General features: G+C 41.7%; 24 protein-coding genes. All 24 read left to right on the top strand.

The genetic code is table 11. The features are described 5' to 3' along the window. Window positions 1-6 precede the first annotated feature (6 nt). The 24 genes from ACZ5O6_RS06500 to ACZ5O6_RS06385 all read left to right on the top strand — a co-directional run bounded on the left by ACZ5O6_RS06500 (window position 7) and on the right by ACZ5O6_RS06385 (window position 24,270). Window positions 7-441 (top strand): flagellar export protein FliJ, encoded by a 435-nt coding sequence (locus tag ACZ5O6_RS06500; RefSeq protein WP_447091656.1) that lies wholly within the window; start codon window positions 7-9, stop codon window positions 439-441. Window positions 442-667: 226 nt separating this feature from the next. After that, a complete protein-coding gene (locus ACZ5O6_RS06495) occupies window positions 668-1,894 on the top strand; it encodes a flagellar hook-length control protein FliK (RefSeq protein ID WP_447091655.1) in 1,227 nt (408 codons plus the stop codon). A 255-nt stretch (window positions 1,895-2,149) separates the two neighbouring features. Continuing rightward, the gene (locus ACZ5O6_RS06490; RefSeq protein ID WP_447091654.1) at window positions 2,150-2,713 is read left to right on the top strand and encodes a flagellar basal body-associated FliL family protein; all 564 of its coding nucleotides are present in this window, start codon (window positions 2,150-2,152) and stop codon (window positions 2,711-2,713) included. Between the two features lie 74 nt (window positions 2,714-2,787). Further along, window positions 2,788-3,816, top strand: coding sequence for a flagellar motor switch protein FliM (fliM, locus tag ACZ5O6_RS06485; protein ID WP_447091653.1), 1,029 nt, complete (start codon window positions 2,788-2,790; stop codon window positions 3,814-3,816). Between the two features lie 2 nt (window positions 3,817-3,818). Continuing rightward, window positions 3,819-4,256, top strand: a complete 438-nt coding sequence (gene fliN, locus ACZ5O6_RS06480; protein ID WP_447091652.1) for a flagellar motor switch protein FliN — start codon at window positions 3,819-3,821, stop codon at window positions 4,254-4,256. A gap of 36 nt (window positions 4,257-4,292) precedes the next feature. Beyond that, window positions 4,293-4,865 (top strand): flagellar biosynthetic protein FliO, encoded by a 573-nt coding sequence (gene fliO, locus ACZ5O6_RS06475; RefSeq protein WP_447091651.1) that lies wholly within the window; start codon window positions 4,293-4,295, stop codon window positions 4,863-4,865. 131 nt (window positions 4,866-4,996) lie between these two features. After that, complete coding sequence (gene fliP / locus ACZ5O6_RS06470) at window positions 4,997-5,698, top strand: flagellar type III secretion system pore protein FliP (RefSeq protein ID WP_447091738.1); 702 nt, start codon at window positions 4,997-4,999, stop codon at window positions 5,696-5,698. 23 nt (window positions 5,699-5,721) lie between these two features. Beyond that, window positions 5,722-5,991 carry a flagellar biosynthetic protein FliQ gene (locus tag ACZ5O6_RS06465; RefSeq protein ID WP_447091650.1) on the top strand — a complete coding sequence of 90 codons (270 nt, stop codon included), beginning with the start codon at window positions 5,722-5,724 and terminating at the stop codon, window positions 5,989-5,991. A gap of 11 nt (window positions 5,992-6,002) precedes the next feature. Further along, window positions 6,003-6,779 carry a flagellar biosynthetic protein FliR gene (gene fliR / locus ACZ5O6_RS06460; protein WP_447091649.1) on the top strand — a complete coding sequence of 259 codons (777 nt, stop codon included), beginning with the start codon at window positions 6,003-6,005 and terminating at the stop codon, window positions 6,777-6,779. 33 nt (window positions 6,780-6,812) lie between these two features. Next, a complete protein-coding gene (gene flhB, locus ACZ5O6_RS06455; protein WP_447091648.1) occupies window positions 6,813-7,946 on the top strand; it encodes a flagellar biosynthesis protein FlhB in 1,134 nt (377 codons plus the stop codon). A gap of 69 nt (window positions 7,947-8,015) precedes the next feature. Further along, a complete protein-coding gene (gene flhA, locus ACZ5O6_RS06450) occupies window positions 8,016-10,214 on the top strand; it encodes a flagellar biosynthesis protein FlhA (protein ID WP_447091647.1) in 2,199 nt (732 codons plus the stop codon). A gap of 71 nt (window positions 10,215-10,285) precedes the next feature. Next, on the top strand, window positions 10,286-11,917 hold the full coding sequence (locus ACZ5O6_RS06445; protein WP_447091646.1) for a flagellar biosynthesis protein FlhF: 1,632 nt from the start codon (window positions 10,286-10,288) through the stop codon (window positions 11,915-11,917). Window positions 11,918-12,236: 319 nt separating this feature from the next. Next, a complete protein-coding gene (locus ACZ5O6_RS06440) occupies window positions 12,237-13,076 on the top strand; it encodes a MinD/ParA family protein (protein ID WP_447091645.1) in 840 nt (279 codons plus the stop codon). Window positions 13,077-13,204: 128 nt separating this feature from the next. Further along, a complete protein-coding gene (locus ACZ5O6_RS06435; protein ID WP_447091644.1) occupies window positions 13,205-13,957 on the top strand; it encodes an RNA polymerase sigma factor FliA in 753 nt (250 codons plus the stop codon). 94 nt (window positions 13,958-14,051) lie between these two features. Continuing rightward, window positions 14,052-14,432, top strand: a complete 381-nt coding sequence (gene cheY / locus ACZ5O6_RS06430) for a chemotaxis response regulator CheY (RefSeq protein ID WP_447091643.1) — start codon at window positions 14,052-14,054, stop codon at window positions 14,430-14,432. A 37-nt stretch (window positions 14,433-14,469) separates the two neighbouring features. Continuing rightward, the gene (locus tag ACZ5O6_RS06425; RefSeq protein ID WP_447091642.1) at window positions 14,470-15,261 is read left to right on the top strand and encodes a protein phosphatase CheZ; all 792 of its coding nucleotides are present in this window, start codon (window positions 14,470-14,472) and stop codon (window positions 15,259-15,261) included. Between the two features lie 10 nt (window positions 15,262-15,271). Then, window positions 15,272-17,509 (top strand): chemotaxis protein CheW, encoded by a 2,238-nt coding sequence (locus tag ACZ5O6_RS06420; RefSeq protein ID WP_447091641.1) that lies wholly within the window; start codon window positions 15,272-15,274, stop codon window positions 17,507-17,509. A gap of 17 nt (window positions 17,510-17,526) precedes the next feature. Further along, entirely contained in the window at window positions 17,527-18,702 is a 1,176-nt protein-coding gene (locus ACZ5O6_RS06415) for a protein-glutamate methylesterase/protein-glutamine glutaminase (RefSeq protein WP_447091640.1), read from the top strand. A gap of 310 nt (window positions 18,703-19,012) precedes the next feature. After that, window positions 19,013-19,759: a flagellar motor protein gene (locus ACZ5O6_RS06410; RefSeq protein ID WP_447091639.1), complete on the top strand. Its 747-nt coding sequence runs from the start codon at window positions 19,013-19,015 to the stop codon at window positions 19,757-19,759. A 190-nt stretch (window positions 19,760-19,949) separates the two neighbouring features. Next, window positions 19,950-20,807, top strand: coding sequence for a flagellar motor protein MotB (locus ACZ5O6_RS06405; RefSeq protein WP_447091638.1), 858 nt, complete (start codon window positions 19,950-19,952; stop codon window positions 20,805-20,807). 129 nt (window positions 20,808-20,936) lie between these two features. Further along, complete coding sequence (locus tag ACZ5O6_RS06400; RefSeq protein WP_447091637.1) at window positions 20,937-21,770, top strand: ParA family protein; 834 nt, start codon at window positions 20,937-20,939, stop codon at window positions 21,768-21,770. Beyond that, entirely contained in the window at window positions 21,767-23,005 is a 1,239-nt protein-coding gene (locus ACZ5O6_RS06395; protein WP_447091636.1) for a chemotaxis protein CheW, read from the top strand. The genes ACZ5O6_RS06400 and ACZ5O6_RS06395 overlap by 4 nt, the downstream gene beginning before the upstream one ends. Window positions 23,006-23,159: 154 nt before the next feature. Then, complete coding sequence (locus ACZ5O6_RS06390) at window positions 23,160-23,645, top strand: chemotaxis protein CheW (RefSeq protein ID WP_447091635.1); 486 nt, start codon at window positions 23,160-23,162, stop codon at window positions 23,643-23,645. Window positions 23,646-23,664: 19 nt separating this feature from the next. Beyond that, complete coding sequence (locus ACZ5O6_RS06385; protein WP_447091634.1) at window positions 23,665-24,270, top strand: hypothetical protein; 606 nt, start codon at window positions 23,665-23,667, stop codon at window positions 24,268-24,270. Window positions 24,271-24,284 lie beyond the last annotated feature (14 nt).

The following is a 24,284-nucleotide window of genomic DNA, read 5'->3' as shown; positions in this document are numbered from 1 at the left end:
CAATCGATGACCGCTTCATTAGACTTAGTGTTGCAACAAGCCACTCAACGTCAGGATTCGGTTGCGAAAAAGGTGAGGGCAGCCAGTTTGTTTGTAGAGCAAGAAATACAGCAAACCCAAAATTTAACGAACTACTTAGGTGAATATCAAGAAAAAATAAGGCTACAAAAGCACTGCAGTGCTATTGAATCTATCCGCTACCGCAGTTTCTGTGCGCAACTACAGACGGCTATTGTTCAGCAGCAAGAAAAAGTTCAATTTGCCGAAGCGCGTCTTGCTGAGTTGCGCCAAGAATTAGTTGAGCAGCAGCATAAAATATCTGTTTTGCAGGATATGATTGAGAAAAAACATCAAAATTCAGCTGCAGTCGATGAAAAAAAATTACAAAAATTAATCGACGAACTATCGGCTAGACAACATATTCGTTCAATGACGACTTAAGGAATCATCCACCTTTAATTCCCTTCTTTTAGTCGCCATCTTATAAACACTCTTTTTATTGGCATTTAATTTGCTCGCTAATGATTAAAACCCCTGTGAAAAATTTTTACACTGATATTAGGCAAACCATTGCCGAATAGGTGTCTAGTTTAATTAAGTAAACGGTGATCGTGCGGTCATAACATGCCGCTATCGGTAGCGAATGATATAAAATAGGATGTAATGTATGAATCAGACAAGTTTGCCTTCTACTATGGGCGGTCTATTGCCCGCTGTGCCAAAGCCTGCAGATAAAGTCTCTGGGGACAGTCATCTTGAGAGTACAAAGAGTAATAGTCGTTTTAGAGAGGATATGAAGGAGGCGAACAAAGAAATGAAAGGCGATAAGCCTATCGAAGGAAATAAAAGGATAGACAGTGATAAAGCAGTAGACCTAAAAGATGGGCAAGCGATTACATCGGCTGATTCTTCACCCAGCGAATCTGGAGGTATGCAAGAAACGCCAGACCAAGTCACTCAATCATCGGCATTATTGGTAACAGACTCATCAGCACTTAATAGTCCATTGCTTAGTGTTTCCCCACGGGTTGTAGATGAAGCAACATTAAGTGTTCCTGTCGAGGTTCTACCTTTACCTTCCGTGTTACAGAGTGAACATGTCACTTTGTCAGAATTAGAATTGCCAGCAGATACGATAACTGGCCTACCTATTAGCCCGCTAAGTGCGATGGTTTCTACAGCGAATGCCAATATCAAAAATACGCATTTACCACTTCAGCCATCATCAACCAGTGGCTTACAAACTCAAACTGAATCATTGCTAGGTAATACCGCAATACTGAATAAAATAATGAGCGAAAAGAACAATGGCGTACCAATAAGCCTTTTAGATAAGGAAGGTCTCAAAGATTTTGACCTTATACAAATGACTAAGGATATAGAAAAACCATTACCATCAACAACCCCAGTTTTATCACCTTTAGCGAGTAAATTATCTGCGGACTTATTACCTACCAACCCCATCTCTCTTAACACATCCTTTCAATCGGCAGGTCAGTGGGGGCAAGCGGTAACGGATAAAGTCATGTGGATGTCTTCAAAGGGTATTAAGGAGGCAACTATTCAGCTTGATCCACCTGAATTAGGCTCATTGCAAGTCAAAGTAGGCGTTAATCAAGATCAGGCTCAAGTTAGCTTTACGGTACAGCATGCCAGTGTGCGTGAGGCTCTCGATCAACAGTCGACGCGATTAAGAGAGATGTTTGCTGAAGAAGGGCTTAATTTAGCGGATGTTGATGTGTCAGATCAATCTCAGCAACAAGATAAAGAAACTGAAAACGAAGGTAGCTCAGGTTATGGACAACAAAATTCTTCAGACGAAGAGTTGCAGGCTACAATAACGCCTATTCAGTCTCGCCAACAATCCTATAGTCTTGTTGATGCTTATATATAGAATTTTTTCGGCTACGATCTATTCTTACCGTAGCCCTCTATTTTAATTTCCCGCTTAATTGTCAATCATCTCGCTAGCATAATTTTTTTGGCCGAAAATTCTCTTCGGCCTTATAGCCTCGCTTCTTAATTATTCTCAAAATTAGCATTTTCTACCGTTCCCGCTATCCTAATTGGAGAGAAGAGAGCGCCAACATATTTATGGCACACCAATTGCTCTTATATATATAAACCTTTTTGACGACGGATTTTTGACATGGCAGATGATGAAGTAGAAAACGGCGATGATAGTGAGAATGAAGAGTCGGGCAGCAGTAAGAAAAAGCTCATTATATTTATTGTAATAGGTATTGTGTTAATCGGGCTTTCTGTCGGTGGTACCTTGTTCGCGGTGAAAATGTTATCACCCGAACCAGTTGCTGAGGCCGGTGCTGAGGTAGAGCTCGACGAGGATGGCAATCCAATTGTTACGGAAGAAGAAGTGGTAGAAGAGGTTAAGGGCTACGCTATTTATTTTCCACTAAAGCCTCCGATTATTGTTAATTTTCAAGCGAGAGGTCGGCAACGTTTTCTACAAGCGGACGTTACCTTAATGACGAGAGACGATGAGGTTGTGGAAGCTATAGAAACCCATATGCCGATGATCCGTAATGCTTTAGTGCTCAAATTTAGCTCGCAGGTGTATGAAGACCTGCAAACAGAACCAGGAAGAGAGTTACTTCGTCAAGAGTCACTAGAAGAGCTACAAAATATTATGCTCCAAGAAATCGATAAAACGGGTATTGAGAAGTTGCTGTTTACTAATTTTGTCATGCAATAAGGTTTATTATTTTTCCTAAATAGTTTTTTAACAAACTTCAGTACTAACTTTTTGATAATAACAAGGAATACACTGTGCAAGATTTATTATCACAAGATGAAATTGATGCGCTTTTACATGGTGTTGATGATGGCGATGTCGATACCCAAGGTGATATCTCCGCCGGTGGGGTAAATACTTACGACTTAACTACGCAAGATCGTATTGTGCGCGGTCGTATGCCTACCTTAGAAATGATTAACGAACGGTTTGCACGTTATACACGTATCAGCATGTTTAATTTATTGCGCCGGACAGCAGATGTTTCTGTCGGTGGTATCAATATTCAAAAATTTGGCGAATATGTACACACGCTTTATGTACCTACTAGCCTTAATATGGTTAAGTTTCGGCCGCTACGTGGTACTGCTCTTGTTGTTTTTGATGCAAAGCTTGTATTTAAGTTAGTCGATAATTTTTTTGGTGGTGACGGCCGCCATGCAAAAATTGAAGGTAGGGAATTTACACCTACCGAATTGCGTGTTGTACGTATGGTATTAGAGCAAGCTTTTATTGATATGAAAGAGGCATGGCGAGCTGTAATTCCTATTGAGTTTGAACATGTTAATTCAGAAGTTAACCCATCAATGGCAAATATTGTCAGCCCAAGTGAAGTGGTGGTGGTCAGTAGCTTTCATGTTGAGCTAGATGGTGGTGGTGGTGAAATGCATATCACTATTCCTTATTCGATGATTGAGCCAATACGCGAAATGCTAGATGCCGGCTTACAAAGTGATAGCGACGAACGGGATGATCGTTGGATTAATTCATTGCGAGAAGACATTATGCAGGCCAGTGTTAAATTAAATACCAATTTTGTCGAATCAAAAATCCTATTACGTGACATTGTTGATCTTAAAGACGGTGATGTGATACCTGTTGATCTACCCGATGAATATATTACCACTGCTAATGGTGTACCTATTTTTAAAGTTGATATAGGGCAAAGTAATGGTAATTTTGCGTTGAAAGTAAATAATGTCATTGAACGAAAGAAAAATGACAGTATGGCGCCAATTATGGAACTCGCGAAACAACAGCAACAACAAGAAGAAGGGGCTTAATAATGAGTGAAGATGATGTTAATGAAAACCCTGAAGACGTCGAAACATCTGCAGATGATGATTGGGCAGCCGCGATGCAAGAACAAGAAGTCGCTGACTCCCAAGAAACTGAAAAAAGCGATGATGACTCCTTAGGTTTTGAAGAGTTTGATAATGACCCTCATGCCGGAACAGCTATTTCTCCTGAGCTTGATCTTATTTTGGATATACCCGTCACAATCTCAATGGAGGTTGGTAGTACATCAATCACTATTAAGAATTTACTACAATTGAACCAAGGGTCGGTCATCGAGTTGGATCGCTTAGCGGGTGAGCCTCTCAATGTTTTAGTGAATGGAACATTGATTGCTCATGGTGAAGTTGTGGTTGTGAACGAGAAGTTTGGTATTCGGATGACTGATGTTATTAGCCCAGCCGAAAGAATTAAAAAACTAGGGTAATGCTCGTAATAATAAATCGGTATAAAAGGCGGATGAATGAAAAATAGTTGGAAAGTTACGACAGCATTGAGCCTTATGTGGGTGCTGGTAATAGTTTTTTCGCCTTCTGCCTTATCTCAAGGTGAGAGTGTCACTATAGATCCATTGATTAGTAGCACTACGGTTGATAAAACAAAAAGCAATCATTCTACGTTAACCAGTAAACATCCTTCTACCATTACCCCAGCAGCCCCAACGCCTGAATTACCTAATTACGGCAAAAACCTAGCAGAAATGTTTTTGTATTTAGGGTTAGTCGTTGGCCTTATTTTTTTACTCGCTTGGTTTGTCAAAAAAATGGGAAGTAACCATTTTTCATCCAGTCAATTAATGAAGGTTACAGCGTGCTTACCATTATCGACTAAAGAAAAATTAATGGTCGTACAAATAGGGGAAGAACAGGTTGTTATTGGTGTTGCCCCGGGGTTTGTTGGGCATATCACTTCTCTGAAAAATCCTTTAGTGCCTACGGACTCAATAGATAATGGCAACACTAAAGAGACCGCATTAGGCAACGATACCTTTTCAAAATTGCTCACGCGCTTTCAAAAAGGAGAGGCTAAATCGTGAATGTAACATTTGCATTATTCTTCGGTAGAGCGTCAGTAATATCTTATTTTTTAGCTCCGTTGTTCGTATTGTTTTTAGGGTTTTCTCAGCCTTTATATGCTCAAAATACTGAAGCATCATCAACGGCCTCTGTGACTCAGTCATTTTCCAGTTTTCCCGATCTTTCCGCAGTGACCTTAACGACCAATGATGATGGATCACAGGAGTACTCATTAAGTATTCAAGTATTGTTATTAATGACAATGCTGACTTTTATTCCTGCCATTTTATTAATGATGACATCGTTTACCCGTATTATTATTGTTTTTGCTATTTTGCGACAGGCATTAGGCCTGCAGCAGTCACCGTCCAATCAAATTCTTATCGGCATGACTTTGTTTTTAACCCTATTTATTATGACGCCCGTACTTAATGAGGTGAACGAAAAAGCGCTACAGCCTTATATCGCTGAACAAATTTCTTCTGAACAGGCGATCGATAATGTGATTTCACCCTTTCATCGTTTTATGATGGGGCAGACTAGAGAAAGTGATCTTAAGCTATTTATGGATATTGCTAATGTACCTGCGGTAAATACCCCTGACGAGGTGCCACTAACGGTACTAATCCCTTCATTTATTACCAGTGAATTAAAAACAGCTTTTCAAATTGGCTTTATCCTTTTCATTCCTTTTTTAGTGATCGACTTAGTGGTGGCCAGTGTATTAATGGCAATGGGTATGATGATGTTGTCACCATTGATTATTTCTTTACCGTTTAAAATTATGCTCTTTGTTCTCGTTGATGGTTGGGCGATGTTAATGGGGACATTAGCGAGTAGTTTTGGTATTTAGTACGTATTAATACGGAGAAAAAGATGACCCCCGAAGTGGTGATGCAATTATTTGGTAACGGCCTCTATCTGACCGTATTAATGGTTACGTTGATTGTTGGCCCCGGATTGTTGGTTGGTTTGTTAGTGAGCATGTTTCAAGCGGCAACACAAATTAATGAACAAACATTGAGCTTTCTTCCTCGTTTATTAATCACATTGGGCGCTATTATGTTTTTAGGAGGTTGGTTAATTACTCAGTTTATGGATCTATTTAACGAATTATTTCTTAATATTCCTTTGCTTATTGGTTAACAAAAACCTTCATGCTGAGTTTATTCGAGTCAGATTTTATTGCATGGATTAGTCAATATTTTTTACCACTTGCTCGTTTGTCGGCATTTTTTCTCGCTGCTCCTATTTTTAGTGTACGTGTTGTTTCTACCCGCATTCGTCTTGTACTTGCCGTATCGGTTACCGTACTTATTGCTCCTATACTGCCACCCACACCCATTATCGCTACATTTGGCCTAGAGAGTGTTGTGGTGGTTGCTCAGCAATTACTCATTGGTGTTGCGCTGGGCTTCACTTTTCAAATTGTATTTCAACTTTTTGTATTGGCAGGCCAGTATATTGCGATGAAACTGGGATTAGGTTTTGCCTCGATGAATGACCCCAGTAACGGTGTGAGTGTTACCATTGTTTCACAGTTTTATTTGTTAACGACCACATTACTTTTTATCAGTATTAATGGGCATCTTGTGTTGATTCAAATATTGGTAGAAAGTTTTACCACTATTCCTATTGGGCCAACAGGCTTAAGTACCAGTAATATCTATCGCATTGTTGAACTCGGTGGCTGGATGTTTGGTAGTGCTCTTGTTATTTCGTTACCGGTACTAACGGCGTTGTTAGTGGTAAACAGTGCATTTGGCGTGATGAGCCGTTCAGCGCCACAGATGAATATTTTTGCAGTGGGTTTTCCTATTACTCTCATTTTTGGACTGATGATTATGTGGGTTGGTTTTCCTCAATTTTTATCAGCGTTTGAGCTATTTGTAGATGAAGGCATTGCTTTTGCAATGACTTTACTATCGCCATAAAACTGGCACAGTACTAAAAAATATGGGAACGCTATGTCTGAGAACGACAGCAGTCAGGAAAAAACAGAAGAGGCCACGCCCAAACGGGCCGAAAAAGCAAAAGAAGACGGCCAAGTTCCCCGATCGAAAGAACTCATTACCACCGCTGTGTTATTGGCGGGCACGATTGGCTTATGGTTGTTTGGTGGAATCTTAGCCAATAGTATGGTGGATATTGCCAATCTTACTTTTGCTATTCCACGAGAAGCTATCTTCGATAAAGAATACATGTTTAGTTATTTGGGGCAGTCGATTTATGATGCCTCTGTCGCGTTAATGCCAATATTCTTTATTCTGCTCGTATCCGCTATTGTTGGGCCAATTGCCTTAGGTGGTTGGTTATTTAGCACTAAGTCGTTGATGCCAAAAATGAGTCGTATGAACCCAGCTTCTGGCTTAAAGCGCATGTTTTCTGTCACCGCATTAATCGAGTTAGCAAAAGCGTTAGCTAAAGTGGTACTAATTATCGTGTTATCACTGATTTTGCTTAAAAGTTTAGAAGGCAATTTAATGGCACTCGCTTACGAGGATATTAATACGTCTATTATTCACTCTTTAGATATTAGCCTGTGGGCAGCGCTGGCTTTATCGTTGGTCACTATTCTTATTGCCGCTGTTGATGTACCAATACAAATTTGGGAGAACGCTAAAAAACTTAAAATGACGCTTCAAGAAGTAAAAGACGAAATGAAAGACACGGACGGTAAGCCAGAAGTAAAAAGTAAAGTGCGTCAATTACAGCAAGAAGCGGCTAATCGAAAAATGATGGGAGAAGTACCTGAAGCGGATGTAGTTATTACCAACCCCACACATTATTCAATTGCGGTGAAATACAAACCCGACTCAATGGAAACGCCGTTGGTCGTTGCTAAAGGTGTCGATCAAGTCGCTTTTAGAATTAGAGAAGTGGCTAAAGAGCATAGCGTAGACATTGTAGAATCACCGGTACTTGCACGAGCTATTTATAATACCACTCAGTTGGATGAGCCCATTCCGAAAGGGCTTTATGTCGCAGTTGCTAAAGTATTAGCTTACGTCTTTCAGTTACGTAATTTTAAACGTGGCCTTGCTCAGCGACCTTCATTCCCGTATTCGGTCGATGTTCCTGACGACTTATATTTTGATTAATGCCTAATAAGGCACGCTTTTTGCGATAACAGAGGTAATCATTAATAAGAGTCAATAAAGCGACACTCCATGCAATTACCTTCTTTTAGTCAGATTTCCTTTCCAGATCGTCAAACAGCGATCAATAATGTACGCAATGCCAGTGCCGGCAATTTTGGTATTCCACTGGCTTTGCTCACATTAATGGGCATGATGATGTTGCCATTGCCTGCCTTCTTATTGGATGTGTTTTTTTCGTTCAATATCGCCTTATCTATTGTTGTTTTATTGGTGGGTGTTTATGCCTTACGCCCACTTGATTTTGCAGTATTCCCAACCATTCTTTTACTCGCAACACTATTACGCTTAGCGCTTAATGTTGCCTCGACCCGTGTGGTATTAATGGAAGGGCACAACGGCGGTGATGCGGCAGGTAAAGTTATTCAAGCCTTTGGTGAAGTCGTTATTGGCGGTAATTATGCCGTGGGTTTAGTCATTTTCCTGATCCTAATTATTATTAATTTTGTTGTAGTGACTAAAGGTGCCGGGCGGATTTCAGAGGTGAGCGCACGTTTTACATTAGATGCGATGCCGGGCAAGCAAATGGCGATTGATGCAGATTTAAATGCAGGCATTATTGACCAAGATGAAGCCAAGCAACGTCGCCAAGATGTTTCTAGCGAGGCAGATTTTTATGGTGCGATGGATGGTGCGAGTAAGTTTGTACGTGGTGATGCCATAGCGGGTATTTTAATTCTCGTGATTAATATAATTGGCGGTTTAGCTATTGGCATGATGCAGCATCAATTAGAGTTTGATGATGCCGTAGAGAAATACATTTTGTTAACCATTGGTGATGGCCTCGTCGCACAAATCCCGTCCTTATTGTTATCGGTATCTGCCGCCATTATGGTGACACGGGTTAACAGCGCAGAAGATATGCGTGCGCAAATTATGCGTCAAATGTTTGATACACCTAAAGCACTGGGTATCTCATCAGGCATACTTTTTTTAATGGGTATTATTCCCGGTATGCCACACGTGGCGTTTCTTGGTTTATCTGTGGCTTGTGCCGGTTTAGCATTTTTAATCCATCGTCGTAACCAACAAGGGATGGTTGAAGAAGTAGCCGTACCGGCAGGCGCTGGACAAAATCCAACAGCACAAGCAATGCCAACTTCAGGCGCTTTGCCTGCGAGCCATCAACCGGTTATTGAAGGTAAAACGGAGTCTGCCGAAATTACTTGGGATGATGTTATGCCAATAGACATTATTGGTTTAGAGGTGGGTTATCGCTTAATTCCTCTTGTTGATAAATCCCAAGGCGGCGAGCTGTTGGGACGTATTAAAGGTGTACGAAAAAAGCTGTCTCAAGATGTTGGTTTTCTTATTCCCTCGGTACATATTAGAGATAATTTAGATTTATTACCCAACCAATATCGCATTACTCTGATGGGTGTGAATTTGGGTGAAGCCGAAGTATTTCTCGATAAAGACCTAGCGATTAATCCTGGGCAAGTGTTTGGATCCATCGATGGACAGGTCACCACAGATCCCGCGTTTGGCTTAGAAGCCGTGTGGGTAGACTCTCAGCATAAAGATAAAGCGCAAACACTAGGTTATACCGTGGTGGATGTTAGTACGGTGATTGCAACGCACCTTAATCAGATTATGCAAAAACACAGCGATGAAATGCTAGGCCATGAAGATGTACAACAGCTACTGGATAATTTGGCGAAAAGCTCGCCAAAATTAGTTGAAGAGCTAACGCCCACCACCGTTTCAATTAATATTTTGCGTAAAGTGTTACAAAACTTACTCCGTGAAAAAGTATCGATTCGTGATTTTAGAAGTATTGCCGAAGCGATTACTGGCTTTGGTCCGTCGCAAAGTGCCGATATATTAACTGCCGCTTGTCGACAATTATTGTCGCGACAGATTGTTCAAAATATTGTCGGGAATACAAATGAGCTACCTGTTATGACATTAGATCCCGGCTTGGAACAGTTATTGCTGAAGTCTATAGAGCAAGCACAAAATTCTGGCGCTGATGAAGGCGCTTTTATTGAACCTACGATGGCAGAGAGGTTACAACAATCATTGATGGAAACAGCGAGTAAGCTAGAAATGGAAGGGAAACCAGTAATACTGTTAGTTGCAGCTCCAGTGCGATTAACTTTAGCGAAATTTACTCGTTTATTTATCCCTGATATGCATGTTCTCGCTTTTAATGAAGTACCCGATAACAAACAATTAGTGATAGAAGCATCAATTGGTGTTGATAACTAAGTTGATAGTAAGTAGAGCTAATGGTTGTGTTAACGCATCGCTACAATGCTGCGATAGAGAGGAATAATATTATGCAAGCTAAACGTTTTATTGCCGCTGACATGCGCCGCGCACTGGATATGGTTAAAGAAGAATACGGTGAAGACGCAATGATTATATCAACCGAGCGCACAGCGAAAGGTGTTGAGCTGGTTGCGACGGGTGACGCTGCTTTAGACCAGTTGCAGTCGACTATTTCAGCACCCGCTTCAATGGTTTCACCTAAACAGCAAAAAGTGGAGAATGCCGCTGCAGGTTATTCTGCTGATTTTCAATCGGTTTCACCGCATACCATGCCTCAGGCCGAACAGTTTTCAGCACGTTCGCCAATGCCTAATCCATCGTTTAGCGCGCAGAATAATATAGAACCTAATGATATAGGCTTGGCTTCAGGAAAAACAAAACAACAACTAGCCGATGAATTGGAGCAGGCTAATCGTAAGATGCAAGCCGCTAAGCAGGCAAGCTCAATGACCCTAGAAACATGGGCCGATAAAGAGTATGCGCAGCAGCAAGCTAGACAAGCGTCAGTACAGCAGAATCATGCGCAGCTTAACACGACGCAAGCGGTTGCCAGAGAAACTACCGAGAACATAGATGACGAAAATGTATCGACCGTTAAGAATGTTCATCGAAAAAATAATATGTCATCAGAAAGAGATTATCCTTCCTACGATCAAGACATTAGACAACTCCATGACGAAATTGCCGAAATGCGCGATACCATAGAAATGCAATTACTTCATATGTCACACCTGCAAGAGTCTAATGCCCGCCAATTTAATGACATTAATATTGACAATAAAACAGAGAATACATCCACACAGCAAAGCCACCATGCGCCTAATGGTTTGAAAAAAATAAAAACGCAGCTCGATTTTTTAGCATTACCTAAAGCTGCAAACGATAAAGTTCTGCACGCGCTTGAACAAAAAACAATCCCCAATGCGAAGCCGTCGTTAATGTGGACACACGTGTTAACACAAGTAGCCAGAAAAATTGCTTGTGATACGACAGACCCTGTGTCACAAGGGGGGATTTATGCTTTTTTAGGCACAACCGGTGTAGGAAAAACCACGACGATAGCTAAATTGGCAGCACGTTATGTTATGGAAAATGGTGCTGATGATGTGGTCTTAATTACGACTGACCAGCATCGAATAGCCGCACATAATCAACTGACATCTTTAGCAAAAGTACTGAATGTACGTGTTGAAATTATTGATGAACTAACCTCGTTACCACATTATTTAAGACAACTTGAAGACTATGATTTAGTTCTTATTGACACTCCAGGAATGGGGCATGCGGACCCTTTATTAAAACCTCACTTGTCTGTGCTTGCCGAATGCGAAGCTGTACAGAATGTACTGGTTATTCCCGCTAATAATCAATATCAAATGATGAAAGCTTCTCTGCATAGCTATGGGGTTAGCAATATTGATTATTGCGTTATGAGTAAGCTCGATGAGTGTGCCACGCTCAGTGACGCGACAGGCATACTTATTGAGCATGACTTACCACTGGCGTACATCACCGATGGGCAGTCAGTGCCAGAAGATATTGCCATCTTAAAAGCCGGAGAGTTTGTCTCTCGTGCTGTTAATTTATTGAAAACACAGAGAAAAAATAGCATAGCCGAACATTCTCTGTCGGCTCAATAATACGTAAATCAGTTTATTCATAACGCGATGAGCGATATTTAAGAAAGCAACTATACTTTACTCGAGGCCTTTGCACGGAAGAGAATTTTGTTCTCAGGCACCAAAAGTAGGCGCCTTTAAGCGAGGCGAAAACGCACGGAATGAGGGAGTTTATGTTTGCTACCGTCAGGCGGCACCGAGGTAAATGACCGATTGAGTACGTTTTCCCTCGGTACCCCCTTGCGGGGTAAACACCGCATGAGGACAAAATGCTTTTCGTGCAAAGGCCTCATATTTTATTTGCAGTTAGCATCTCCACTATATAGGAGCAACATAGCCCATGAGTCATCCAGTCCAAGTCATTGCCGTAACGGGTGGTAAAGGTGGTGTCGGTAAGAGCAATATCTCTGTCAATTTGAGCCTTGCACTTGCCGCGATGAGCCGACGTGTTGTTCTTATGGATGCAGATTTAGGCTTGGCTAATATTGATATTCTTTTAGGGATTCGTGCAGAAAAAACCATTGCTGATGTATTGTCAGGTGAATGTGATTTACGCGATATTTTAATTAGAGGGCCGGGTGGTATTCGTATTGTTCCAGCCGCTTCTGGCGTTCAGCATATGGCGTCACTCAATGCACAGCAACATGGCGCGATGATTCAAGCCTTTAGTGATTTAGAAGATCAGCTCGATGTCTTGGTCATTGACACCGCAGCAGGTATATCCGATACCGTCGTGAGTTTTGTTCGTGCTGCGCAAGAAGTGCTAGTGGTTGTTTGTGATGAACCGTCATCTATTACGGATGCTTACGCATTAATTAAGCTATTAAATAAAGAGTACGGTTTAGTGCGCTTTAGAGTTATTGCAAATATGGTAGGTTCACCAAAAGAAGGGCATAACTTATTTATTAAATTAAGTGGCGTTTGTGAGCGTTTTCTTGATGTTACGATGCAATATGTTGGGGCAGTGCCATTTGATGAAAATGTTCGCAAAGCGGTACAACGTCAAAAGCCTGTGCTTGAAATGTTCCCACAAGCCAAAGCATCCCAAGCTTATCGGCAACTTGCCAGTAAAGTGGATGAATGGCCAATCTTATCATCGCCTCGTGGTCATTTAGAATTTTTTGTCGAGAGTCTATTGGCCTCTTCGGTCACTCAATCATCGCATGCGGCACCTCACTAAGCGCATGCGGCATTTTCTCACTCGCACATGTTATCTCATTAATCGTCATTACATAATGACACCGAGTGACCTTAATCAACCACATACACTGCAAAACAAAATAACCCAAGTAATAAGAGTTGGTAGTAATGATGACTTCTGAGGGTATTGGTTTGTACGAGCAAGCCCACCAAACAGCGCAAGTCGCTACAGCGGTAGATATTCGTGTTGAAGACTACGCTGATCTTGTTAAGCGTATTGCACAGCATATGGCGGCAAAAATGCCGGCTAGTGTTCAAGTCGATGATCTTATTCAGTCAGGAATGATAGGTTTATTAGAAGCTGCTAAAAAATACGATAATTCAAAGGGCGCTAGCTTTGAAACCTATGCCGGCATCCGTATTAGAGGCGCTATTGTTGATGAAATTCGCAAAGGCGATTGGGTGCCTCGTTCCGTTCATCGTAATAGTCGCCGTATTAGCGAGACTATTCATCAATTAGAAGCCCGTCTTGGTCGTGACCCCAAAGATGCCGAAGTGGCAGAATCAATGGGTGTTGGTATCGAAGAATATTATGCAATGTCCCACGATGCATTATCAGGCCATTTATTTAGTATTGATGAGTCCTTTGAAACGGAAGAATTGTCGGTTAAGCATGAATCGGCCAGTTTTATAGAACCCGATAAGCAAGTACAGCAACAGGTATTACAGTCTTCATTAGCGAAAGCAATTGAACACTTGCCGGAACGCGAAAAATTAGTGCTATCACTTTATTACGATCAAGAACTTAATTTAAAAGAAATCGGTCAAATTTTAGACGTTAGTGAGTCGCGTATCAGCCAAATTCATAGCCAAGCGGCATTGAGACTGCGTTCGAAGCTAAAAGATTGGCAATCTCTTTAATTACATCGCTTATTTTAAGCAATTCACTGGCTACATCAGAATCAACGTCTAGACTATATATAGAAAGCGTTTCAACGGGTATGCGGAGGTTACATTGGACAAGAATATGAAAATACTCATCGTAGATGATTTTTCCACCATGAGAAGAATTATTAAAAACTTATTGAGAGATTTGGGTTTTACCAACACTCAAGAAGCGGATGATGGTTTGACCGCCTTGCCTATGCTCAAGGGAGGGGACTTTGACTTTCTTGTGACTGACTGGAATATGCCAGGCATGACTGGTATCGAACTGTTAAAAGAAGTGCGTGCCGACGATAAGTTAGCCAACTTACCCACGTTGATGGTTACGGCAGAAGCAAAAAAAGATCAGATTGTTGAGGCTGCGCAAGCGGGCGTTAATGGGTATGTGGTTAAACCATTTACGGCTCAGGCCTTAAAAGAAAAAATAGAGAAAATTTTTGATCGTGTATAACACGTGTATCACTATTAATTGAACAAGAAGGTTAGTAATGACAAATCAATTAAGTACGCCTGATACAACGCCAGACATGATTGAAGAGCTTCGTGAGTGTGCAGCCTTGCTCACTGAAAAGCTTCAAGGCGATAAATACGATGAAGCCTCAGCATTGATTGAAAAAGTGACACAATGCCGCGATCAACATATTTTTCAGTCGATCGGTAAGTTAACAAGAGGCTTACACAACGCGATTGTTAATTTTAATGTTGATGGAGGAAAAGAAGGGGGTTCCAATGTCGAAGATTGTGAATTCCATGATGCCTCTAACCGACTGAATTATGTGATTGAGTTAACGCAAAATGCGGCAGAAAAAACAATGGATATGGTTGAGGAAGCGGCTCCCATGTCTTTAGGCTTGGCTCAAGAAGCGGCCTTATTAAAACAGGAATGGGCGCGTTTACGTCAACGAGAAATGAGCCCTGATGAATTTCGTGATTTTTATTCTCGTTTAGATAATTTTTTTGATGTAACCGAGAGCAGTACAACTAAGCTTAACGAAAATTTACAAAATATTATTCTTGAACAAGGTTTTCAAGATCTAACAGGGCAGGTACTCAAACGTGTTATTAGTCTTATTAGTGATGTTGAGAATAATTTAGTATCACTGGTGCGTATAGCCGGGCAAGTGGAATCTGTGGTCGGCATTAAACCTGAAGATGTGAAAGAACAAGCAAAAGAAAAAAATATAAAAGGGGAAGGGCCTCAAGTGAAGGCTGCAGAAAGAGAAGATGTTGTTAACGGTCAAGATGAAGTAGACGATTTATTATCCAGTTTAGGTTTTTAAGGAGAACTCAATGAGTTTTGCTGATGATGAAGAAATACTCCAGGACTTCCTTGTTGAAGCCGGAGAAATTTTAGAACAACTGTCGGAGCAGCTAGTTGATCTAGAGCAACGCCCTGATGATAAAGATCTGTTGAATGCCATTTTTAGAGGGTTTCACACCGTAAAAGGGGGCGCAGGGTTTTTACAGCTCGATACGATGGTTGAATGTTGTCATGTCACCGAAAACCTATTTGATATTTTACGTAATGGTCAGCGTGAAGTTACTTCAGAATTAATGGATGTTGTGCTGCAAGCACTTGATGCGGTTAATTTACAATTTGAGGCGATTCAGCAACGCCAAGATCCAGAAGCGGCTGATCCAGAATTGATTGCAATGTTAGGACGTTTGGTTGCTGGAGAAGACATTTCTGGCAACTCTGAAGATGAAGCACCTGTTGAAGAGGTATCAGAAGAAGCACCCGCTGAAGTAGAAAGCACCACAGAGAGCACTCCTGCGCCGGGTGACGACATTACAGATGGTGAATTTGAACAGCTCGTTGATGCCGTTAGTGAACCAGAAGAAAACACACAGGATTCAACCACAACAGATACTGCTCCAGCAGTCACAGTTGGTGATTCAGATAGCAATGAAATTACCGATGATGAATTTGAAAATTTACTGGATCAATTGCACGGTAAAGGTAAAGGGCCTAGTGCTGGAGAGTCAGCCGTTGCAATATCTACAACCGACACAGCAGAGACTAAAGCACCTGAAACTAAATCAAATGCTCCTGCAAGTAATGCATCAGGAAATAGTGAATTAATTAACGATGATGAGTTTGAAGCATTACTTGATGAATTGCATGGTAAAGGCAAAGGGCCAAGTAAAGATGTCCCCGCAACGCCTGATAAACCCGCAATAGAACAAGTAGCAGAACAGCCTGTTGCAGAAAAACCGGCTACGACATCTGCAACCGAGAACAAACCAGCGCCACCTGCGGCAGCTAAACCGCCAGTTAAAAAAGCAGCACCAGCGCCCAAACCTGCCGCGAAAAAAGCACCTAGTAAAGATGCTCCTGCAACACCTGCACCGGCAGCAGAAACAACGGTTCGAGTGGATACTCAGCGCCTAGACGATATTATGAATATGGTCGGCGAATTAGTATTAGTGCGTAACCGCTTAGTACGACTAGGTGACAAAAGTGTCGACGAAGCTTTAGGTAAAGCGGTTGCTAATCTCGATGTGGTCACGGCAGACCTTCAAACGTCTGTAATGAAAACACGGATGCAGCCGATTAAGAAAGTCTTTGGTCGTTTTCCGCGGGTTGTTCGTGATTTAGCGCGCAATCTCAAAAAAGAAATTAATTTAGAACTCGTGGGTGAAGAAACTGATTTAGATAAAAATTTAGTTGAGGCACTTGCTGACCCCTTAGTTCACTTGGTCAGAAATTCCGTCGACCACGGTATTGAAGCACCAGATGTACGTGTAAGCAATGGAAAAGATAAAGTAGGTAAAGTGATTCTTGCTGCACAGCAAGAGGGCGATCACATCTTATTATCGATCACCGACGATGGTGGCGGTATGGATGCTGAAAAATTACGGGGTATTGCCGTCAGCAAAGGATTAATGGATAACGATGCCGCACAACGTCTATCAGATACTGAAGCCTTTAATCTTATCTTTGCTCCTGGTTTCTCAACCAAAACGGAAATTTCTGATGTGTCAGGCCGTGGTGTGGGCATGGATGTGGTGAAAACTAAAATCATGCAGCTCAATGGCTCGATAGAAATCGAATCCGAAATGGGTAAAGGCACTAAAATTTTGATTAAAGTGCCGCTGACATTGGCGATTATGCCAACCTTGATGATCATGTTAGGTGCGCAAGCTTTTGCTCTTCCTCTAGTAAGTGTGAATGAAATATTCCACATGAACTTAGAGAAAGTTAATATGGTTGATGGACAAGAGTGTGTGTCTATTCGTGATCAAGCTATCCCATTATTTTATTTGAAAAACTGGTTAGTGAATGGGCCGGCTAATCAAGAAAAACCTAAAGAAGCACATGTTGTGATCGTAACCGTAGGTACTCAGCGTGTAGGCTTTGTTGTTGATCAACTTATCGGTCAAGAAGAAGTGGTGATTAAACCACTAGGAAAAATGCTAAATGGAACACCCGGTATGGCCGGTGCGACAATTACTGGTGACGGAACTATTGCTTTAATTCTTGATGTGCCCAGTATGCTTCAACGCTATGCTGCGAACGCTAACTAGTACCAAGCAGCGATACGATGCCAATTACTGTTCTTATTGTTGATGATTCAAGTTTTTTTCAACGAGTGTTAAAAGAGATTATCAGCGAAAATACATCGTTTAATGTCGTAGGTGTGGCGAGTAATGGTCAAGAAGCGATTGAGAAAGTAAAATCGTTACAGCCTGATGTTGTCACCATGGATTATGAAATGCCAATGATGGATGGTGTGACTGCCGTTCGAGAAATTATGGCATCTAACCCTTTGCCTATTCTTATGTTATCTTCGATGACGTTTTCCGGTGCAAAAATTACTATCGATGCCTTAGAAGCTGGTGCCGCCGATTTTATGACGAAAAACTTTGCTGAAATATCGGGCAAAGGCGCGGCAATTAAAAAACGACTCTACGATATACTCACTGCGCTTAGCCAAAGTAAAACACTGGTTAAAAATAGTAAAGAAGGCGTATCGAACGCCAAAAAATCTCCTACTACAGCAACATTATTACGGGATAATAACGCCAGTGGCATTAGCTGTTCTGTTGTTTCTTCCCCTAAAGCATCGCCAGCCAATCAACGACAATCGGTAGAGGAACAAAAAAGTACAGTAGCCGAGGCTACTTATTGCTTACCCAATGATAGGACGTTAGCAAAAACGATTAAGCTGGTCGCTATTGGTGCCTCTACAGGAGGGCCAGCAGCCTTAACCGAACTACTTAAACCAATACCCGCTAATTTTCGCTTACCCATTCTGATTATTCAGCATATGCCAGAGAATTTTACTTTGGCATTTTCTCAACGCTTAAAAAAACAGTGTAATATTGAAGTCAAAGAAGCCGAAGATGGGGATTATATTCAACCAGGGCGAGCCTTATTAGCGCCTGGAGGTAAGCAAATGATCGTCGATAAAAATAATAAAAATAGAGTCAAAGTCACTGATTCAACAACGGATATTCACTATAAACCTTGTATTGATATTAGTTTTGCCTCTATTTCTAATAGCTACAATGATACGGTGTTAGGTATTATTTTAACGGGAATGGGCAGCGATGGTTGTGATGGTGCGCGTTTATTAAAACAAAAAAAATCAACGATTTGGACTCAATCAGAAGATAGCTGTGTTGTTTATGGTATGCCAATGGCAGTAGATAAAGCTCAGTTATCAAGCGCTTCGCTTAATATTTATGATATGGCGGATTGTTTAAAAAAATTCTAAATTCTAACCTGTTCTTTTTTTAAAAATTACCTATTCTATATCCTCACCCATATCGTTGCGAAATAGGTGTTTTGTACTATCTTTAAAGTAACCCGTGGTGCATTCTGAAATGCCGAACAAAAAAGCAGGTTATTTCTTCAGCAACACGCTGTAAATATATCCTATAAGCTTCGTGGCAGCTTCCCTGCTGCCAAGAGTTGCTGAAGAAATAACCTGCTTTTTTGTTCTATGAATGCAATTTTCACTGCGGATTTTAAAGTACGTTCAGGCAATACCTCATGAGTCCACACGAGAATTCTTAGAGATTCCAATGAAATTAGACTTGCTTACTGTTCTTGGTATTTTAATCGCATTTTCTGCCTTGCTGGGCGGCAATTTTTTAGAGGGTGGTGCTTGGCAACAGCTATTGAATGGCCCTGCAGCACTGATTGTATTTGGTGGCACCATTGGCGCAGCTATTTTACAAACGCCACGTACAACATTACATCGATCACTCGCATTATCTCGATGGATTTTTTTAACGCCTACGATCGACTATAAAGCAACGATTAAAAAAATTGCTTCATGGTCAACGATTACACGACGAAAAGGGTTGTTAGGCTTAGAAGATCAAATTGCCAAAGAAAAAGACCCCTACATTCAAAAAGCGCTTAAATTATTAATCGACGAAGGCTCTCCTCAAACATTGCGTCGTGTGTTGGAAGCCGATCTGATTTTATCAGAGCAAAGAGATCATGATGCCGTTAAGTTCTACACTAGCATGGGCGGCTATGCTCCAACTATTGGTATTATTGGTGCCGTAATGGGGCTTATTTACGTGATGAGAAATCTCGACGATCCATCACAACTAGGGGCAGGTATTGCTGTTGCTTTTATTGCCACCATTTATGGCGTTGCGTTGGCAAATTTATTGTTACTTCCGATTGCTAATAAATTAACCACCTATGTTAATGAACGTTCTCACCTTAAGGAGCTGATTATTGAAGGCGCTATTTATGTGGCTGATGGAGAAAATCCGCGTTCAATTACTTTAAAACTTGATGGCTTTGTTAGATAGCGAGACCTTTGCAGGGAAGATGATTTCGCTTTCAGGCACCAAAAGTAGGCGCTTTTAAGCGAGGCAAAAATGAGTTTATGCATGATAAATGACCGATTGAGTAGATTTTTCCTCGGTACCCCCTTGTGGGGTAAACACCGCATGAGAGTGAAATGGCTTTCGTGCAAACTCGTGCAAAGGTCTCATCGCTATGCTTAAGAGAAAGCCAGTAGATATGCAGATTAATCACGAGCGTTGGTTAGTTTCGTATGCTGATTTTGTTACGCTATTGTTTGCTTTTTTTGTTGTTATGTATTCGGTATCTCAGGTTAATGAAGAGAAATACGAAGAGCTTTCTGATACGTTAAATGAATTGTTTTCACAACAAGAACAGCAATTCACTGGCGGAGAAAATTTCGAAGAAAAGCGCGTACTCTCTTTGCCGGCTATTGAAGCCGATATTGATAAAAAGTTAGCTCAACTTATTGAGCAAGGCGCAATTACTGTAACGAGTAATGATCAGTGGCTACAGGTTTCTTTAAATAACGCAATCTTATTTGAACCCGGCAGTGTAAAGCCAAGTCAGCAAGCAAGTACGATTATGGCGGATATTGCCGACGTTTTACGTGATACGAAAAACCCTATTAACGTCGAAGGCTTTACCGATAATGTTGCCATCCAAACCGAACAGTTTCCAAGTAATTGGCAATTGTCGGCAGCCAGAGCCGCGGCTATTGTGCAGCTGTTAGTGAGTGGTGGCGTGTCTCCTGAGCAATTGTCTGCGATTGGTTACGGTGAATTTAAACCCATTGCTGATAACACAACGGCGACAGGGCGAGCACAAAATCGTCGAGTCTCGTTGATGATCAGCAAATATCAACAGCAAAGACCCGAAACGGATAGTTTCTGGGATAGTCATATTAAGCATACGGATGACATCACTCATCAAGATGAGACCTTATCCACATCCCACTCATCAACTAATGAAGCCTCAGTTGAGACAGATATAACACCCATTACATTGGATAATGGCGAGCTACTCTTTACATCAGATCCAGATGCCAATTAATTACCAGAGCCATGTCGTGAAGAAAGGCAGTATAGAATCTATAAAAAGGCATAGAATTTGCTGTTTATTAAATAATCGTTCGTTAAACCATGTCGTGACGTAATACTGACAGAATAAGAGGTTAATACCGTGCAAGTGTGGACAGTGGCCAACCAAAAAGGGGGAGTAGGGAAGACAACCACATCAGTAACCCTGGCCGGTATTGCTGCAGAGCAAGGGCAGCGTGTGCTGCTTATTGATCTTGATCCTCAAGGGTCGCTGACCTGTTACTTTGGCGGTGACCCCGACCACGTACCCATTAGTGTTTTTACATTATTTCAAGATAAATCGGTTATCTGTCTCGAAAGTATTGTTCAGCTTTTGCAGCCCACTGGCTTCGATAATATAACACTGTTGCCCGCATCAACGGCATTGGCGACATTAGAGCGCTTAGCGGTAGGTAAGGGAGGCTTAGGTTTAGTGATTAGCCATACCGTAAAGCAAGTGAAAGACGAATTTGATTTAGTGATTATCGATTCTCCACCGGTACTGGGTGTGCTGCTTATCAATGCATTAGCCGCCTGTGACCAACTAATTATTCCCGTACAAACTGAGCACTTAGCGCTGAAAGGCTTAGATCGTATGCTGCATACATTGCGTATGCTTGATCAATCACAACAGCGAGCGCTTAACCACATTATTGTGCCGACAATGTTTGATCGCCGTACACAGGCATCCATTGTCTCTTTGCGGAAAATACGTCATCAACACGGTATGGATACTTGGCCGAGTAAAATTCCTATTGATACACGCTTACGCGATGCAAGCCGTGCAGGCATTCCGCCCAGTATTTTTGATGCTAATAGTAATGGTTTAGTCGCCTACCGTAGTTTGTACCATTGGTTGCTAGATAATCAATCTCAAGAACAGGTATTAAGTTGGGGTAAATATCACCGCTCGACGCAGGAGAAGCATGCGCGATGAGCCAGAGAAAAAAGCCCCAACAACAATTAGCCAGTTATTTTGACGAGCTGCTGACCGAACTGGAAGAGCCCGCAGCGTCCGTCGAGCATAATAATCACGCGACTAACCGCGTAGATGAGTCAATAAACACGACAATGAATAACACAAAAGCTAATTTTGTGGCAGCACATACTCAACCATCGGCACCAAAAGTTAATCGCACGATCCATTCAAAAGCCAGCCGTGATACGCCACATTCTATGGTGAAAAATCAACAAACATTACCCGCACAGACTTCCTTCGCATCGAAGCAATCGGTAATTAAACCATCGCCACCAAAGCAATCATTATTAAAACAAGAATTACCAAAACCAGCGCCGCAAGCTAAAAAAATAAGTGGTCAAAATGTCAGTGATAAGCCGGTAACTGTTGTCGATTCCGAACTGGATCTTCGTCAAAGAGAAAAGGCTCGCTTGGAAAGACTACTGAAAAGTTTAACACCCGTGCCGAGCGCAGTGACTTCGGAGCCTGAGTTAACCCAAGCAAAAAAAACGATTCCCAAAACGGCAGCCGTTACTGACAATAAAAAAGTAGTAGCCCCCACGACTGAACCACAAACGCCATCGGTTAAGGCGGTGCTCGATACACAAAAGGTGATAAAACCCGCACCGGTTAATGAAAAGGCAACGTCATTATCTTCGCTTGATAGTACAGACATTGATCTTGCTGCAATGATTGATACGCAGACCGATCATCAGTGGGAACCGGTTGCGCATGAGTGGTTAGATAATGGGCGACCAGCATGGGGAGATAGCCCATTTGATGTATTGTTAGTCGATTTAAGCGGCATACAACTGGCGATGCCTCTAGTAGCACTAGATGCCATTAATCCATTGAGTGATGAACTTACTCCGTTGTTTGGGCAAGCTGAATGGTTTATGGGCTTACAAAAAACGATTACGGGAAATGTGAATGTGATTAATACATCGCAATTTATTATGCCCGAACGTTATAAGCCAGAAGCGCAAGCGCGTGCTAAGTACAGTGTTGCTATTAATGGTTCGGGTTGGGCCTTAGCGGTGGATAAAATTCACCAGCCTATCACCATTGATCCTGCCGATATCCGCTGGCGTAAGCGCCGTTCAGAACGCCCGTGGATGGCAGGAACAATAAAAGACCACGTTTGCGCGCTGATCGATATTCCTACCTTAGCGAATCTGTTGAAAACATCAGATAAAAACCGAAGTTTTCAGTAAATAACTGGCAAGCTCCGTAGAGTTAACTATAGTAAATAAAGAAATAGGGAACCTATGAGCCAGTCTGAGAGCAATAACCGGTACAGTAGTAGACTGAATCACATAGACCCTGCAGATACCTTTGAAGTGTAAGTGATAAATTGAGGATAGCTACATGGCGAACAACACCGCACAAATCAAAACCAGTGATGATCCTGTTCTACAGTGGGTAACGTTTCGTCTCGCCGGTGAGACTTATGGCATTAATGTGATGCAGGTGCAAGAAGTACTAAGGCACTCAGAAATTGCGCCAGTACCCGGTGCCCCTACGTATGTACTGGGTATTATTAACTTACGGGGTAATGTGGTCACCGTTATTGATACCCGCCATCGTTTTGGCTTAACCCCTGGTGAGTTAACCGAGAATACACGTATCGTTATCATTGAAGCCGATAACCATGTTGTGGGTATTTTAGTCGATAGCGTGGCGGAAGTGGTTTATCTGCGCCAATCAGAAATTGAGAATGCGCCGAACGTCGGCAATGATGAAAGCGCTAAATTTATTCAAGGCGTTTGTCACAAAAACGATGAGTTATTGATATTAATCGAACTTGATAAACTCCTGACGGATTCAGAGTGGGCAGAGATCGAAGACGTCTAATATAGAAGAAAACATACCAATGGATAATACAATCGCGACACAACCCGCTTCTTTATTGTCAGACCTATCGTCTACAATAACTTATAGCTTGTCACTTACAGAAGTACAGTGGGCAGAAGTGCAATGGGGTTTAGCGATTGTTTGTTTAGTTGGTTTTATTGCTGTAATTTTGCTTAGCCGTATAAAAAGCACGGCTTTGAAAAAAGAATTAGCAAAACTGAGAAAAGATTTACAAGTGGCTAACAGTACTACCATCGGTATGGGGCAAAAATTGCTCGACATCGAAAAGCAACTCAATACCCCTCACAACATAAACAATCATCACGATAAAAACGTAAGCGAAGCGGCTTTTTCTAAAAACCTATCGTCAAACAATGCCGTGCTTAGTAAAACAACAAAAGTGCCATCAAAGCCACAATCTTTAGATCGACAAACCGACACTAAAACAAGCTTGTCTCTAGTGAGTAATCATACGCAGCAACAAGCCGAATCACTACCTAGTGATGAGGCTTACGAAAAATCCCGCGAACTTCTTTCTCAAGGCACCGACATCCACGATGTTGTTAAACAAAGCGGCCTATCGTTTAGCGAAGTCGCTTTAATGCAAAAATTGGCGCATAAATAGTTCCCAATATCACT

It is taken from the genome of Eionea flava, assembly GCF_055393785.1.
This window is presented reverse-complemented; position numbering and strand designations above follow the sequence as displayed.